Below are 14904 nucleotides of genomic sequence, written 5' to 3' on the forward strand. Positions count from 1 at the left end.
AATGCCCGTTCTGCTCCTCGGTGCCGCCGAGATCCGTCGGCTCGCCGCCGACCTCGACGTGACCCCGACCAAGAAGCTGGGGCAGAACTTCGTCGTCGACGCCAACACGGTCCGCAAGATCGTGCACGCGGCCCGGGTCACGGCATCCGACCGTGTCGTCGAGATCGGACCGGGCCTCGGTTCGCTCACCCTGGCAATCCTCGAGACGGGGGCTTCGGTGGTCGCCGTCGAGATCGATCACCGCCTCGCCGAGCGCCTTCCCGTCACCGCCGCCGCCCACGACGTGCCCGCCGATCGCCTCACCGTGATCGACGCCGACGCCCTGCGCGTGACCGAGCTGCCGGGCGAGCCCGAGGTGCTGGTCGCGAACCTGCCGTACAACGTGTCGGTGCCGGTGCTGCTGCACTTCCTCGAGAGCTTCCCCTATCTGCAGCGCGGCGTCGTCATGGTGCAGGCCGAGGTGGGCGAGCGCCTGGCGGCCCCTCCCGGGTCGAAGGTGTACGGCGCACCCAGCGTCAAGGCCGCCTGGTACGGCTCGTGGCGTCTCGCGGGCACCGTGTCGCGCCAGGTCTTCTGGCCGGTGCCCAACGTCGACAGCGTGCTCGTCGGGTTCGATCGCGACGCCGAGCCCCGCGGCACCGAAGAGCACCGGCTGCGGACTTTCCGGATCGTGGATGCCGCGTTCCAGCAGCGCCGCAAGATGCTGCGACAGGCGCTGTCGGGCGTGCTCGGCGGCACCGCGGCCGAGGCATCGGCACGCCTGGAGGCGGCGGGTGTCGACCCGACCCTGCGCGGCGAGCAGCTCACGGTCGACGACTACGCCCGCATCGCCGGCGCCTCCTGACGATTCCGCGCTGATCGCGGGATCCGGCCCGCGTGGGTGGTCGCGGCATCCGGCCCGCGTGTGCACAACGGCGGGGCGTTCGGCGACACGCCGCGTGGGTCCGGCCGGTGTCCGGCTTGTCGTCGGCGACGCCCGCGGTTGTGCTCGGCCCACCGCCTGCTCTGCCGACCCACAACGCGCGCAGGGTGAATTCCCGCCGTGTTCATCACGCGTTTGCGAAACATGTCTGTAACATTTCGAGGCAACCGGGAGCATCACGCCGGTCACGAGGCCGTACCCGACGGCCCGGAAGGAACGAGATGCGTTACGCCGAGTACCCCCGTGCTGAGAGGGTGCTGCTGCACCTGAGTGACACCCACCTGCGCGCCGGCGGTGCGCCGCTGTACGACAGCGTCGACTCCGAGGCCTACCTCGCCCGGGCGGTCGAGGCGATCGGTGCCTCGGGAATCCGCCCCCACGCCCTGGTGTTCACGGGTGATCTGGCCGACTTCGGCGAGGCTGACGCCTACGAGCGCGTGCGCCGACTGGTCGAGCCGCTCGCGGAGCGCCTCGGCACGCGCGTCATCTGGGTGATGGGCAACCACGACGACCGCGCGGCGTTCCGCGCCGAACTGCTTCCCGGCGATGCCGCCGATGCGACCGCCCCGGTCGACCGCGTCGACGAGATCGACGGCCTGCGCGTCGTGACCCTCGACACCTCGGTGCCCGGCGCGCACCACGGAGAGGTCACCGCCGCCCAGCTCGAGTGGCTCACCGAGGTGCTGGCGACGCCGGCCCCGCTCGGCACGATCCTTGCGATGCACCACCCGCCCGTGCCCAGCGTGCTCGACCTCGCCGCCTCCGTCGAACTGCGCGACCAGCGCAGCCTCGCCGCGGTGCTGCGCGGCACCGACGTGCGCGCGATCCTCGCGGGTCACCTGCACTACTCGACGTTCGCCACGTTCGCCGGAATCCCCGTGTCAGTGGCATCCGCCACCTGCTACACGCAAGACCTCATGGTGCCCGTGGGCGGAACCCGCCCGCAGGACGCCGCGCAGGGGTTCAACACCGTGCACGTCTACGACGACACCGTGGTGCACTCGGTCGTGCCGCTCGCGGCGACTCAGGCTCTGCAGTACGTGGATGCCGCGGAGTCGCAGCGACGCCTGCACGACGCTGGCATCGTGGTGCCGGCGTCGCGGGCGTTCAGCGGACCGGTGTCGCCGCCGACGACGCCGCTGCCGATCCTTCGTTGACCGCCGTCTTCTCCCAGGGAGCGGCGACGGGGAAGTAGCGCTCGAGGCACGCCCGGAGCGCGGGGACGCGCACCTCTTCGGGGATCTCGGGCACGCTGCCGTCGTTCAGGCAGAACATGTCGGTGTCGCGGCGCGAGACGAGGCGCTCCATCGTGCGCAGCGAGTCGAGCTGCGTGGTCTGCACGTAGCGCGTGCGGGGCTCGGTCGTGATGACCGCCCGGCCGGTCGCCAGCGCGTAGTGGTGGTACAGGCTGTTGGTCACCGAGATGTCGGTCGCCGAACGGAACCGGCTCGCGGCGGTGCGGGCGTAGTCGTCGGCGAACTCCTGCTCGAGCTCGAATGCGACCGAGCGACGAAGCGGCGTCGCGCAGTGCTCGAGGTCGAGGGTGATGACCCGGCCGAAGCGCTCCTTGAGCAGCGCGCGGTTGACGCGCAGGCCGTTGTCGTGGCCCGAGCGGTCGATGTGCGCGGGGCCGCTGCCGATGCGCACGCCGCTCTCGACGAACCGGCTGACCCCGCCGCCGCTGAAGAACAGCTCGGGGGTCACGGGACGACCGAAGAACATGTCGTCGTTGCTGTAGAGGAAGTGCTCGGCCAGCCCCGGGATGCGGTGGAGCTGCGCCTCGACGGCGTGGGAGTTGTGGGTGGGCAGCACCGCGGGATCGGCGAAGAACTCCTCGCTGCGCACGATCGTCACCTTCGGGTGATCGGCGAGCCACTCGGGGGTGGGGGAGTCGGTCGCGATGAAGATGCGGCGCACCCACGGCGCGTACATGTGCACGCTGCGCAGCGCGTAGCGCAGCTCGTCGACCTGCCGGTAACGCGCGGCGTTGTCGTCGCCGTCGCCGACGACGTAGCCCTTCATGCGCGCGGCGCGCTGGCGCTGGAACTCGCTCGACGAGCCGTCGACCCACGAGAAGACCATGTCGACCTCGGCCGTGAGCTCGTTCGGGTGCGGGTCGAACATGCCCGCCACCGTCGTCCACCGTCGTCCGTAGCGCTCCACCTCGACCAGGTCGAGGTCGGCCGCGGCGAACTTGCGGCGGGTGAGGGCGCTGGGCCGCGGGGCCTCGATGGTCTTGTCGCCGAAACGCCAGAGCTCGAGTCGCGGGGCGAGCGACGCCCCGTAACGGTACGAGCCCTCGGTCGAGGTGCGGGGGCGGAACACCGCGTACGCCTGCACGGAGCCGGGCGAGGGGTGCACGCTGTGCGCGGGCACGGGGTCTTCGCCGCGGGCCTTCAGGTACACCGGGCCCAGCTCGGGGTCGCGCAGAGCGGTGAGCGCCGCCTCGGCATCCGCCGTGTCGACGACGAGCTTGGGGCGACGGTTCGCGTCGCGCACGAGCATGACGCGCACGCCCGCGGCCTCGATCGCGGCGGCCGCGGTGAGAAGGTCGTCGCGCTCGGACATCGAGGGCGTGGAGGAGTCGTCGACGACGTGCAGGATGCCGTCGTGCATCCGGATATCGGAGCGGGAGAGCAGCGCGCGCCAGGGGTCGGTGTCGATCGACAGGGGGACCATCGGGCGCATAGTGCCTCCACGGGGATAGGTGACGGGCTCCCGTCACCGTAGGGTTCCGGGGTTACGAAGACGTTTCGGCGGCGGCGCCGAACGGCGGGGAGCGGCGCGCTACTGTCGAAGAGTGACTCGAATCGCTCGCTCCGGCCCGGTCTGTCCCGAACCGCTTTGCGAGCGACGGCGGGAACCGGGCCGACGTTCCAGTTTCGCACACGCCGGCTCCGTCGGACGCACGTTCGAGCGGCCCGCGCGATGAGCGCTGCTCCGCCGGCATCCGTCCGCGTCCGCGCCCCCGGCAAGATCAACGTCTTCCTCGAGGTCGGCGACGTCCAGGACGACGGGTATCACGAGCTCGCCACGGCCTTCCAAGCGGTGTCGCTGTACGAGGAGATGACGGCGACCCCTGCCGATGACATCACCTTGAGCGTGACGGCGAAGGGCCCCGTCGACATCGGGGGCGTGCCCACCGACGACCGCAACCTCGCCGTGCGCGCCGCGCGCCTGCTCGCGCAGACCGCCGGCATCGACCGCGGTGCCCATCTGTCGATCCGCAAGGCCGTTCCGGTGGCCGGCGGGATGGGCGGGGGATCGGCGGATGCCGCCGCCGCCCTGGTTGCGTGCGATGCACTGTGGGGACTCGGCATGCCGATGAGCGAGCTGGCCCGTCTCGCGGCGCGACTGGGCGCGGACGTTCCGTTCGCCCTGCTCGGCGGGACCGCGGTCGGAACAGGCCGCGGCGACGAGCTCAGCCCCGCTCTCGCACGCGGGCGGTTCGACTGGGTGCTCGTGCCCAACGACGAGGGCATGTCGACACCCGTCGTCTACGGCGAGCTCGACGCGCACCGCCGCCGCCACGCCGTCGACATCGGCCCGGCGCCGCGCGTGCCCGCTGTCGACCCCGACGTGCTGCACGCGCTGCGCCAGGGCGACGCCGAGATGCTCGCTCAGACCCTGCGCAACGATCTGCAGGCGCCCGCGCTGCACCTGCGGCCCGATCTCGCGCGCGTGCTCGAGCGCGGCGAGAGCTCGGGAGCGCTCGCGGGCATCGTGTCGGGATCCGGTCCCACGCTCGCGTTCCTCACCGCCGACGAGTCTTCCGCGATCGACCTGCAGGTCACCCTCAGCGCGGCGGGACTCGTCGCTCTGCACGTGCACGGCCCCGTGCCGGGCGCCCGTGTGGTCTGACCGCGGCGCACCATAGTGCAGGTCGACACACGGAGCAATCTTCGCCTCGGGGCCCCGCGACCTGGTTAGCCTCGTTCGAGGTGGTTCGTCACCGCTGGGTGCCGTGCCCGCGGGGCGCCACGAAGGGGGTTTCCCATGAAGGCAACACTCGACGGCGTCGTAATCGCCGAAGCCGACCGCGACGACCTGGCCTCGATCGAGGGCAACTGGTACTTCCCGCCGCAGGCGGTGCGCGAGGGCGCGCTGCACGAGAGCCCCACGCCCTACACCTGCCCGTGGAAGGGCGCCGCCCAGTACTGGAACATCTCGGTCGACGGTGCGGAACTCCCCGACGGCGCATGGTCGTACCCCGATCTGTACCCGGGCGCTGTGGATCGCGTCGGCAAGGACTTCGCCGGATTCGTCGCGTTCGACCGCAAGGTCGTGGTCTCCGACTGAGGTCGGGCACTCACATGATCGAGTTCTCCGCCGTCTCGAAGGTGTTTCCCGACGGCACGCGCGCCGTCGACGACTTCAACCTCGTCATCCCCTCTCGCCAGACCACCGTGTTCGTCGGGTCGTCCGGCTGCGGCAAGACGACGCTGCTGCGCATGATCAACCGCATGGTCGAGCCCTCGTCGGGCACGATCCAGATCGACGGTGCCGACATCAGCGGCAAGCCCGCCGTGCAGTTGCGTCGCAGCATCGGCTACGTCATGCAGAATTCCGGGCTCATGCCGCACTTCACCGTGGCCGACAACATCTCCACGGTCCCCGTGCTGCAGGGCCAGAGCCGCAAGGCCGCTCGTGCGCGTGCGCTCGAGCTCATGACCACCGTCGGTCTCGACACGGCCATGGCCGACCGGTACCCGAGCCAGCTCTCGGGCGGCCAGCAGCAGCGCGTCGGTGTCGCCCGCGGGCTCGCGGCCGACCCCAACATCCTGCTCATGGACGAGCCGTTCGGAGCCGTCGACCCGATCGTGCGCGACGAACTGCAGCAGGAGCTCCTCCGCCTGCAGCGCGACATCGGCAAGACGATCGTCTTCGTCACGCACGACATCGATGAGGCGTTCCTGCTCGGCGACCAGGTCGTGATCCTCGAGAAGGGTGCCAAGATCGCCCAGGTCGGCACCCCCAGCGAGATCATCGAGAACCCCGCGAGCGACTTCGTGGCCAGCTTCATCGGCGCGGTCAAGGGTAAGCGCGCGCTGCACCTGAAGCAGACGCCGACCGGCACGGTCGTGGTCGACGCCGAGGGGCGTACGCAGGGCGCGATCGTGGAGGATGCTCACCCGTGAATTGGGTAGGGAACAACCTCGACCTCATCGCGCAGCTGACCGTCGTGCACCTGCGGCAGAGCCTCATTGCGCTCGTGGTCGGTTTCGTCATCAGCATTCCGCTCGGGTGGGTGGCCTGGCGGTACCGCCTGGTGCGCAGCAGTGTCATCACCATCACCGGGCTGCTCTACACGATCCCGTCGCTGGCCCTTCTCATCCTGGTGCCCGTCGTGACCGGGTGGTACAGCATCGTCAGCGAGACGAACCTCGTCGTGGCGCTGGCCATCTACGCCGTGGCGATCCTCGTGCGAGCGGTGGCCGACGGCCTCGACTCGGTCGACGCGGGGGTTCGCCAAGCCTCCACTGCGATCGGCTACGGGTCGTTCCGGCGCTTTGTGGCCGTGGACTTCCCCCTGGCCGGTCCGGTCGTCCTCGCCGGGCTCCGCGTGGCCTCCGCGAGCACAATCGCGCTGGCGACGGTGGGCATCCTCGTCGGCATCCAGAACATCGGCTATCTCTTCACCAACGGGTTGCAGCGGCGCATCATCCCTGAAGTCTTCGCGGGCGTGATCGCGGTCGTCGTTCTCGCTCTGGTCATCGACCTGCTCCTCGTCGTGGCGGGACGGCTTCTCATGCCCTGGACGCGGGGAGCGAAGACCGTGTCCCGGCAGGGCAACCGGACGTTGGTGAAGGCATGAACCTCATCGGCGACGCGATCGGATGGATCTTCGGCGGCGACACGGGGCAGTTCGACCCCATCCCGGTCGCCATCGCAGGCCAGCTGCTGTACACGCTCATCGCCATGGTCATCGCCGGCACGATCGCCATCCCCCTCGGCTGGTTCATCGGTCACACCGGCAAGGGGCGCGAGACCGCCGTCGCGATCTCCGGGGCCGCGCGGGCGATCCCCTCGTTCGGTCTCCTCATCCTGCTGACCCTGCTGCTGGGAGTGCTGCACAAGCCCGAAGCGGCGGTCATCTCTTTCATCGTTCTCGCCATCCCGTCGCTGCTCGCGGGCGCGTACACCGGGTTCGAGGCGATCGATCGTCGCGTCATCGACGCGGGACGGTCGATGGGGATGACCGAGACGCAGGTGTTCTGGCGCATCGAGGTGCCCCTCGGGCTCCCCCTGCTCGTCGGAGGCATCCGCGCGGCGACCCTGCAGGTGCTCGCAACCGTCACGATCGCGGCCTACATCGGCCTCGGTGGACTCGGCCAGTACATCATCGCCGCCATCCCGCTGCGCCGCTTCGACATCCTCATCGGCGGCGCCATTCTCGTGGCCGTGCTGGCCCTGGTGATCGACGGTCTCTTCGCCCTCCTCCAGCACCTGGTCGTACCCCGCGGCATCCGCGCGGCCGGTGCTGCGCAGCCGCAGCGTCGATCCGCACGACAGCGACGCGCGGAGGCCATCGCCGTGGGTGCCCCGGCTGCACCGCCGACCGCGCCCTGACCCCACCCGACTCCCGAACCACCAGAAAAGAGAGCACCCATGTTCACAGCACGAACCACCAAGGGCCTCGGCCTGATCGCCGGCCTCGCGGTCGCCTCGCTCGCCTTCGCAGGCTGCAGCGGCGGCTCGTCCGACCCGCTGAGCAACGGCGGCGGCGCCGCCAGCGGCTCGTCCGACACCATCGTCGTCGGATCGCAGGCGTACTACTCGAATGAGATCATCGCCGAGATCTACGCCCAGGCCCTCGAGGGCGCCGGCAAGACCGTGACGCGCCAGTTCCAGATCGGTCAGCGCGACGCGTACATCCCGCTCCTCGAAGACGGAACCGTCTCGGTCTTCCCGGAGTACACCGGCAACCTCCTGCAGTTCTTCGAGAAGGACACCACCGCGCGCACCGCAGACGATGTGTATGCGGCGCTGCCGGCGGCCCTCCCCGAGGGCCTCGAGGTCCTCGACCAGTCGTCCGCAACCGACCAGGACTCCTACACGGTCACGAAGGCGTTCGCCGACGCGAACGGCCTGACCAGCATCGCCGACCTCGCCAAGGTGACGACGGGGCTCACCCTGGGCGGCAACGCCGAGCTCGCCGAGCGCCCGTACGGGCCCGCCGGACTCGAGTCGACCTACGGCGTGAAGGTGCAGTTCTCGGCAACCGGCGAGACCACCGTCGACGACCTGGTCGCCGGCACCGTGCAGGTCGCGAACGTGTACACGTCGGAGCCTCGCATCCAGACCGACGACCTCGTCACCCTGACCGACCCGAAGGGCCTGTTCCTCGCGTCCAACGTGGTACCGGTCGTCAACTCGAACGTCGCGTCCGAGGTGTCGGACGTGCTGAACAAGGTCAGCGCCGCGCTCACCCCTGAGGGACTCGTCGAGCTGAACGTGAAGTCCACGGTCGACGAGGAGTCGACGCCCGACATCGCCAAGGAGTGGCTCTCGGCCAACGGCTTCTGAGCCCGTACCGCTCACGCGGGGTCGTCCGGTTCGCCGGGCGGCCCCGCGTCGTTTTCGCCCGCGAGACTGCATCTCGCTGACATGTCGATGTCAGGGTGCAGCCCGGTTGTCAGCGGGTTGCCGTCTCGGCGCGAAGGAGGGGCCCGCGTCCGAGCGTTTCGCGCGGAAAAGGCGGGCGGATGCCGACGCCCCGGGCACCGCGTAGCCTGGGACGGATATGGCACACCTGCTCGGGGGCGAAGCCCTGCACCTGGAATACCCGACCAAGGTCGTCTTCGACTCCGTCTCGCTCGGCGTGAACGAGGGCGATCGCATCGGGATCGTCGGCCGCAACGGTGACGGCAAGTCGAGTCTGCTCGGCATGCTCGCCGGCATCCGCGAACCCGACGGCGGTCGCGTGACCGTGCGTGGCGGGGTCACCGTCGGCGTGCTCGACCAGCAGGACACGCTCGACGACGACGACACGATCGGCCACGCGGTGGTCGGAGATCGCGCCGAGCACGAGTGGGCGGGCGACTCCCGCACGCGCGACGTGATCGCGGGACTGCTCGGCGACCTGCCGTGGGACGCCCGTCTCGGCGACCTCTCGGGTGGTCAGCGCCGCCGCGTCGCGTTGGCGAAGCTGCTCTCAGGCGACTGGGACGTGCTGTTCCTCGACGAGCCCACCAACCACCTCGACGTCGAGGCCATCACCTGGCTCGCCGCCCACCTCAAGAAGCGGTGGGCGCCCTCGGCGGGCGGCCTGCTCGTCGTCACGCACGACCGGTGGTTCCTCGACGAGATCTGCACCGCGACCTGGGAGGTGCACGACCGCATCGTCGAGCCGTTCGAGGGCGGGTACGCGGCGTACATCCTGCAGCGCGTCGAGCGCGACCGCCAGGCGGCGTCGATCGAGCAGCGCCGGCAGAACCTCGCGCGCAAAGAGCTCGCGTGGCTGCGCCGCGGCGCCCCGGCGCGCACGTCGAAGCCGAAGTTCCGCATCGACGCGGCGAACGAGCTCATCGCCGACGTGCCCGAGATCCGCGACAAGGTGGCCCTGCAGTCCCTCGCGGTCGCGCGGCTGGGCAAAGACGTCGTCGATCTGCTCGACGCGGGCGTCTCCTTCGGCGGCAAGACGGTGCTGAAGGACGTCGAGTGGCGCATCGCGCCGGGCGAGCGCACCGGCATCCTGGGCGTGAACGGCGCGGGCAAGTCCACGCTGTTGAGCCTCGTCACCGGATCGCTCGAGCCGACGAGCGGCCGCGTCAAGCGTGGCAAGACGGTCAAGGTCGCCACCCTCACCCAGCGCCTCGACGAGCTCGACCAGCACCTGAACGACCCGGTGCGCGTCGTCATCGCGGGACTCCGCACGACCTACGCCTTCGGTGCCGGCTCGAAGTCGCAGGAGCTCACTCCAGGTCAGCTTCTCGAGCGACTCGGCTTCTCGAGCGCGCAGCTGTCGACGCCGGTGAAAGACCTCTCGGGTGGGCAGAAGCGGCGCCTCCAGCTGCTGCTGGTCATCCTCGACCAGCCGAACGTGCTGATCCTCGACGAGCCCACCAACGACCTCGACACCGACATGCTCGCGGCGATGGAAGACCTGCTCGACTCGTGGTCGGGCACCCTCCTCGTCGTCTCGCACGACCGCTACTTCCTCGAGCGCGTCACCGACCAGCAGTACGCGATCCTCGACGCCAAGCTCCGGCACCTCCCCGGAGGAGTCGACGAATACCTCCGTCTTCGGGCGATGCAGGATGCCGAGCCGTCGCGGTCCGCGTCGACCGGCGGTTCCGCCTCGACTCCGGGCCTGCAGGGCGCGGAACTCCGTGCCGCGCAGAAGGAGGCCTCTGCCACCGAGCGGCGCATCGAGAAGCTGCAGCAGCAGATCGACAAGGCCAAGGCCGCGCTCGTCGACCACGACCAGGCGGACTACGAGGGGCTCGGCAAGGAGATGCAGCGCATCTCCGCTCTCGAGGGCGAGCGCGACGAGCTCGAGATGCGGTGGTTCGAGCTCACCGAGACGATCGGCTGACGGCATCCGGAACCGCCTTCGTGCGCGTCAGTGGATCGCGTACTCCAGTAGCACGATGAAGACCCCCAGGCACGCGGTGGCGAACGCCCCGAGCAGTCGGCCCGCGAGGCCCGCGCCGCGACGGCGGTAGGCGTTGTAGCCCAGCAGGGCGAGCACGATGAAGGTCGACCACATGCTCAGGTCGGCCGCGTCGTCGACCGACACGCCCGTCGCGCCCGCGATGAGCAGCACGAGCACCGAGGGGACCGAGGCGTAGAGCATGCCCGCGCCGTGCCGCATGCCCTCGCGGGTCGCGTGCCGCAGACCGTGATCGGCGTGCTCGGTGAGCGTGTGGGCGAAAACGTGGGCGATGAAGAAGACGACGAGCGAGGTGGCGGCGCTCAGCAGCACCTCGCCGACGGAATCGGCGTGGTCGTCGGCGATGGTCACGAACGCCGCGAACACGATGAGGCCGTAGATGGCGGCGGGGGAGCGGAAGCGTACGTCGAACCACGACTTCACCCGCTGCCAGCGGGTGGGGGCGTCCGTCGGCGCGCTCACGCGTCGAACCCCAGGCTGAGCTTGCGCAGCAGCGTGGCGAGGCGGTCGCGGTCGTTGCGGGCGAGCCCGTCGAGCAGCAGGGCCTCGGCGTCGACCAGGCGCGTGATCGCGGCATCCACCCGAACGCGTCCGTCTTCGGTGAGCGTGACCAGGATGCTGCGTCCGTCGCCGGGATCGGCCTCGCGGCGCACGAACCGGCGGGCCACCAAGCGATCGATGCGGTTGGTCATCGTGCCGCTCGAGACGAGGGTCTGCTGCAGCAGCTGCTTGGGGCTCAGCTGGTACGGCTCGCCCGCGCGGCGCAGGGCCGAGAGCACGTCCCACTCCCACGACTCGATGTCGCTGCGGCGGAAGGCCTCTTTGCGGGCGATGTCGAGATGGCGCGACAGGCGCGCGACGCGGGAGAGCACCTCGAGGGGCGAGAAGTCGAGGTCGGGGCGCTGACGCATCCAGGCCTCGACGATGCGGTCGACCTCGTCGCTGTCCTGGCTCGTGCTCACGCTCTCATTATGGCCAGCCCACCGCGTCGCGACAGCGCGCCCCTCATCGGTGGGGCCCGCGTCTGGCAGACTTGACCGGTGCCCTCGGGCGCGGTCCGCCGTGGTGTAACGGCAGCACGACAGCCTTTGGAGCTGTTAGGTCCAGGTTCGAATCCTGGCGGCGGAGCATGACATCATCGACCGAGCTGGCCGTCGTCGTCCTCGCCGCGGGTCAAGGCACCCGTATGAAGTCGCGCACCCCCAAGGTGCTGCATCCGGTGGGCGGTCGCCCGCTCGTCGGGCACGTGCTCGACACCGCCGCCTCGCTCGACCCGGCGCGCATCGTCGTCGTCGTGCGGCACGAGCGCGAGCTCGTCGCCGAGACGGTGTCGGAGCTCGCTCCCGGCGTCGTCGTCGTCGATCAGGACGAGGTGCCCGGCACGGGGCGCGCGGTCGAGGTCGCCCTCGACGCGCTCGACGGCTTCGAGGGCGACGTCCTCGTGCTCAGTGCCGACGTCCCGCTGCTCGAGACCGGCACCCTCACCGAGCTGCTCGCCACCCACCGCTCCGGCGGGACCGCCGTGACGCTGTTGAGCGCGCGCGTCGACGAGCCCTTCGGCTACGGCCGCATCCTGCGCGATCACACCGACGGCGTGAGCCGCATCGTCGAGCAGAAGGACGCCTCGGCCGAAGAGGCCGCGGTCACCGAGATCAACGTCGGCGTGTACGTGTTCCAGGCGTCACCGCTGCGCACGCAGCTCGCGCGCGTGGGCACCGCCAACGCGCAGGGCGAGAAGTACCTCACCGACGTCGTCGCCCTGCTGCGCGAGGCCGAGCTCGGGGTCGCGGCATCCGTCACCCGCGACGCCTCCGCGGCGCTCGGCGTGAACGACCGCGTGCAGTTGTCCGAGGCCGGCCGCACCCTCAACGCGCGCACGGTGCGCCGCTGGCAGCTCGAGGGCGTCACCGTCGTCGACCCCGCCACCACGTGGATCGACGTCACCGCGACGCTCGCCCCCGACGTCACGATCCTGCCGAACACGCACGTGCGCGGCGCCACAGCCATCGCCTCGGGCGCGACCATCGGCCCCGACACGAGCCTGACCGACTGCGAGGTGGGCGAGAACGCCACCGTGACCCGCACCGACGGCACGCTCGCGGTCGTCGAGGCCGGCGCCACCGTCGGCCCGTTCGCCTACCTCCGCGCCAACGCGCGCGTCGGCGTGAACGGTAAGGTCGGCACCTTCGTCGAGGTGAAGAACTCCTCGATCGGCGAGGGCAGCAAGGTGCCCCACCTGTCGTACATCGGCGACACCGAGATCGGCCGCGGGGTCAACCTCGGCGCCGGCGCGATCACCGCGAACTACGACGATGTCGCCAAGCACCGCACCGTCATCGGCGACCAGGTTCACAGCGGATCGCACAACGTCTTCGTCGCGCCGGTTACGATTGGAGCCGGTGCCAAGACAGGTGCCGGTGCGGTCATCCGCAAGGACGTTCCGGCCGGTGCTCTGGCGCTCAGCGTGTCCCCCCAGCGCAACATCGAGGGGTGGGTCGAGAAGAACCGACCGGGCACCGCTGCGGCCGACGTGGCTGCGCGGGCTCGGGCTGAACAGGAAGCGGCCGATGGCTCGTAAGAAGAATCGTGTAGACCTCGACCGCGACAACGGCATCGCCCCCGGGCTCGTCGCCAAGACCAAGAAGCGGCTCGTCGTCGCCTCGGGTCGGTCGCACCCCGAGCTCGCCGCGCAGGTCACGCAGCACCTGGGCACCGAGCTCGCCCCCACCGAGCACCGCACCTTCGCCTCGGGCGAGATCTACACCCGCTTCGAGGTGTCGATCCGCGGCTGCGACGTGTTCGTCATCCAGTCGTTCGGCCCTCCGGTCAACGAGTGGCTCATGGAGCTGCTCATCATGCTCGACGCGCTCAAGCGCGCCTCGGCCAAGCGCATCACGGTGGTCGCCCCGTACTTCCCGTACTCGCGTCAGGACAAGAAGGGTCGCGGCCGCGAGCCCATCAGCGCGCGCCTCGTCGCCGACCTGCTCAAGACCGCCGGTGCCGACCGCATCATGAGCGTCGACCTGCACGCCGCGCAGATCCAGGGCTTCTTCGACGGTCCCGTCGACCACCTTTTCGCCAAGCCGGTGCTGCTCGAGCACTTCGAGCAGGGCCTGTCGACCGAAGACCGCGAGACCCTCACGGTGGTCTCGCCCGACATGGGCCGCGTGCGCGTGGCCGACACCTGGTCGGACAGCCTGGGCGCGCCCCTGGCGATCATCCACAAGCGTCGTGACCCGAAGGTCGCCAACCAGGTCTCGGTGCACGAGATCGTCGGTGACGTGAAGGGCCGCACCTGCCTGCTCGTCGACGACATGATCGACACCGGCGGCACGATCCAGAAGGCCGCCCAGGCGCTCAAGGCGTCGGGTGCCCGCAAGGTCATCGTCGCGGCGACGCACGCGATCTTCAGCGACCCGGCCACCGAACGTCTGCAGGATCCCGCGATCGACGAGGTCGTCGTCACCGACACCATCCCGATCTCCGCCGAGCGTCGGTTCGACCGGCTCACCGTCCTGCCGATCGCGCCGCTGCTGGCGCGCGCGATCCACGAGGTCTTCGAAGACGGCTCGGTCACGAGCATGTTCGGCGGCGACGCGTAGCAAGTTCCCGATCGACCATTCCCAGCCGCCTGCCCTCCGGGGGAGGCGGCTGGGTTCGTTCGAAGGCCGCGCGTGCGCCGTCGTGCGGACTCCGGGGCCGACACGCCGGTCCCGACGGCTAGCGAGGGGGCGTGTCGACCGTCTCGTCCGCACGACGGCGCACCGAGCGCTCACAGGTGGCACAAATGTGTGAACCCGCTCGCCGTCAAGGTCGTGTCCCTAGCGTGAGCTCGACCGAGCCGCGAGGCACGACCGAAGGAGGACCCTCATGATCCGCACCACAGCCGTACCCCGTCCCGTCCGCGTCGGAACCGCCCTGTTGGGCGTGGCCGGCATCGTCACGCTCGCCGGCTGCTCCGGCGGCACGTCGGACGCCGCGGCCCCCGCCGCGAGCGAGGCCGCCCCCGCGGCGAGCTCGGCGCCGTCGACCAGCGCGGCCGCCGACGCCTCGAGCACGTCGGGTGCGTACAAGGACGGCACGTACGAGGCCACCGGGCAGTACGCGACCCCCGAGAGCGTCGAGACGATCGACGTCACCCTCACGGTGGCCGGCGACACCGTCACCGCCGTCGAGGTGACCGGAGACCCCCAGGCCGCGGAATCCAAGCGCTACCAGGGCGAGTTCATCGGCGGCATCCAGAGCGAGGTCGTCGGCAAGAAGCTCGACGAGCTGTCGGTCAGCAAGGTCGCCGGTTCGTCGCTGACCAGCGGCGGCTTCAACAAGGCGGTCGACACGATCAAGACCGAGGCCAAGGCCTGACGAT

15 protein-coding genes and 1 tRNA gene are annotated in these 14904 nt (G+C 70.3%); 13 read left to right on the forward strand and 3 right to left on the reverse strand.

Annotated features, from left to right (window positions below; translation table 11 throughout):
• Nucleotide 1: 1 nt before the first annotated feature.
• Both rsmA and FS769_RS13470 read left to right on the forward strand, forming a co-directional pair.
• Nucleotides 2-844: a 16S rRNA (adenine(1518)-N(6)/adenine(1519)-N(6))-dimethyltransferase RsmA gene (rsmA, locus tag FS769_RS13465; RefSeq protein ID WP_144834237.1), complete on the forward strand. Its 843-nt coding sequence runs from the start codon at nt 2-4 to the stop codon at nt 842-844.
• Nucleotides 845-1143: 299 nt separating this feature from the next.
• Nucleotides 1144-2079, forward strand: coding sequence for a phosphodiesterase (locus tag FS769_RS13470; protein ID WP_144834239.1), 936 nt, complete (start codon nt 1144-1146; stop codon nt 2077-2079).
• On the opposite strand, the gene FS769_RS13475 is transcribed toward FS769_RS13470, so the two are convergent.
• Nucleotides 2030-3610 carry a stealth conserved region 3 domain-containing protein gene (locus FS769_RS13475; RefSeq protein ID WP_144834241.1) on the reverse strand — a complete coding sequence of 527 codons (1581 nt, stop codon included), beginning with the start codon at nt 3608-3610 and terminating at the stop codon, nt 2030-2032. The genes FS769_RS13470 and FS769_RS13475 overlap by 50 nt on opposite strands.
• Nucleotides 3611-3850: 240 nt before the next feature.
• Between FS769_RS13475 and FS769_RS13480 the strand changes: the two genes are divergently transcribed.
• From FS769_RS13480 to FS769_RS13510, 7 genes are all read left to right on the forward strand, one after another.
• The gene (locus FS769_RS13480; protein WP_144834243.1) at nt 3851-4783 is read left to right on the forward strand and encodes a 4-(cytidine 5'-diphospho)-2-C-methyl-D-erythritol kinase; all 933 of its coding nucleotides are present in this window, start codon (nt 3851-3853) and stop codon (nt 4781-4783) included.
• Between the two features lie 135 nt (nt 4784-4918).
• Nucleotides 4919-5221 (forward strand): DUF427 domain-containing protein, encoded by a 303-nt coding sequence (locus FS769_RS13485; RefSeq protein ID WP_144834245.1) that lies wholly within the window; start codon nt 4919-4921, stop codon nt 5219-5221.
• A 14-nt stretch (nt 5222-5235) separates the two neighbouring features.
• Nucleotides 5236-6060, forward strand: a complete 825-nt coding sequence (locus FS769_RS13490; protein WP_144834247.1) for an ABC transporter ATP-binding protein — start codon at nt 5236-5238, stop codon at nt 6058-6060.
• A complete protein-coding gene (locus FS769_RS13495) occupies nt 6057-6737 on the forward strand; it encodes an ABC transporter permease (RefSeq protein WP_144834249.1) in 681 nt (226 codons plus the stop codon). Before FS769_RS13490 ends, FS769_RS13495 begins: the two co-directional genes overlap by 4 nt.
• The gene (locus FS769_RS13500) at nt 6734-7492 is read left to right on the forward strand and encodes an ABC transporter permease (RefSeq protein ID WP_144834251.1); all 759 of its coding nucleotides are present in this window, start codon (nt 6734-6736) and stop codon (nt 7490-7492) included. Before FS769_RS13495 ends, FS769_RS13500 begins: the two co-directional genes overlap by 4 nt.
• Nucleotides 7493-7531: 39 nt before the next feature.
• On the forward strand, nt 7532-8449 hold the full coding sequence (locus tag FS769_RS13505; RefSeq protein WP_144834253.1) for an ABC transporter substrate-binding protein: 918 nt from the start codon (nt 7532-7534) through the stop codon (nt 8447-8449).
• A 217-nt stretch (nt 8450-8666) separates the two neighbouring features.
• On the forward strand, nt 8667-10460 hold the full coding sequence (locus FS769_RS13510; RefSeq protein ID WP_144834255.1) for an ABC-F family ATP-binding cassette domain-containing protein: 1794 nt from the start codon (nt 8667-8669) through the stop codon (nt 10458-10460).
• Between the two features lie 27 nt (nt 10461-10487).
• Here the strand turns inward: FS769_RS13510 and FS769_RS13515 are convergent, their stop codons facing one another.
• Nucleotides 10488-11000, reverse strand: coding sequence for a hypothetical protein (locus FS769_RS13515; RefSeq protein ID WP_144834257.1), 513 nt, complete (start codon nt 10998-11000; stop codon nt 10488-10490).
• Nucleotides 10997-11449 (reverse strand): MarR family winged helix-turn-helix transcriptional regulator, encoded by a 453-nt coding sequence (locus tag FS769_RS13520; protein ID WP_144834339.1) that lies wholly within the window; start codon nt 11447-11449, stop codon nt 10997-10999. Before FS769_RS13520 ends, FS769_RS13515 begins: the two co-directional genes overlap by 4 nt.
• A 145-nt stretch (nt 11450-11594) precedes the next feature.
• Between FS769_RS13520 and FS769_RS13525 the strand changes: the two genes are divergently transcribed.
• From FS769_RS13525 to FS769_RS13540, 4 genes are all read left to right on the forward strand, one after another.
• Nucleotides 11595-11666, forward strand: a tRNA-Gln gene (locus tag FS769_RS13525).
• 1 nt (nt 11667) lies between these two features.
• Nucleotides 11668-13116, forward strand: coding sequence for a bifunctional UDP-N-acetylglucosamine diphosphorylase/glucosamine-1-phosphate N-acetyltransferase GlmU (glmU, locus tag FS769_RS13530; protein WP_144834259.1), 1449 nt, complete (start codon nt 11668-11670; stop codon nt 13114-13116).
• Nucleotides 13106-14140, forward strand: coding sequence for a ribose-phosphate diphosphokinase (locus tag FS769_RS13535; RefSeq protein WP_144834261.1), 1035 nt, complete (start codon nt 13106-13108; stop codon nt 14138-14140). The genes glmU and FS769_RS13535 overlap by 11 nt, the downstream gene beginning before the upstream one ends.
• Before the next feature lie 268 nt (nt 14141-14408).
• Nucleotides 14409-14900, forward strand: coding sequence for a hypothetical protein (locus tag FS769_RS13540; RefSeq protein ID WP_144834263.1), 492 nt, complete (start codon nt 14409-14411; stop codon nt 14898-14900).
• Nucleotides 14901-14904: the final 4 nt, after the last annotated feature.

This window comes from Microbacterium sp. BH-3-3-3, from assembly GCF_007679045.1.
Lineage (GTDB): Bacteria > Actinomycetota > Actinomycetes > Actinomycetales > Microbacteriaceae > Microbacterium > Microbacterium algihabitans.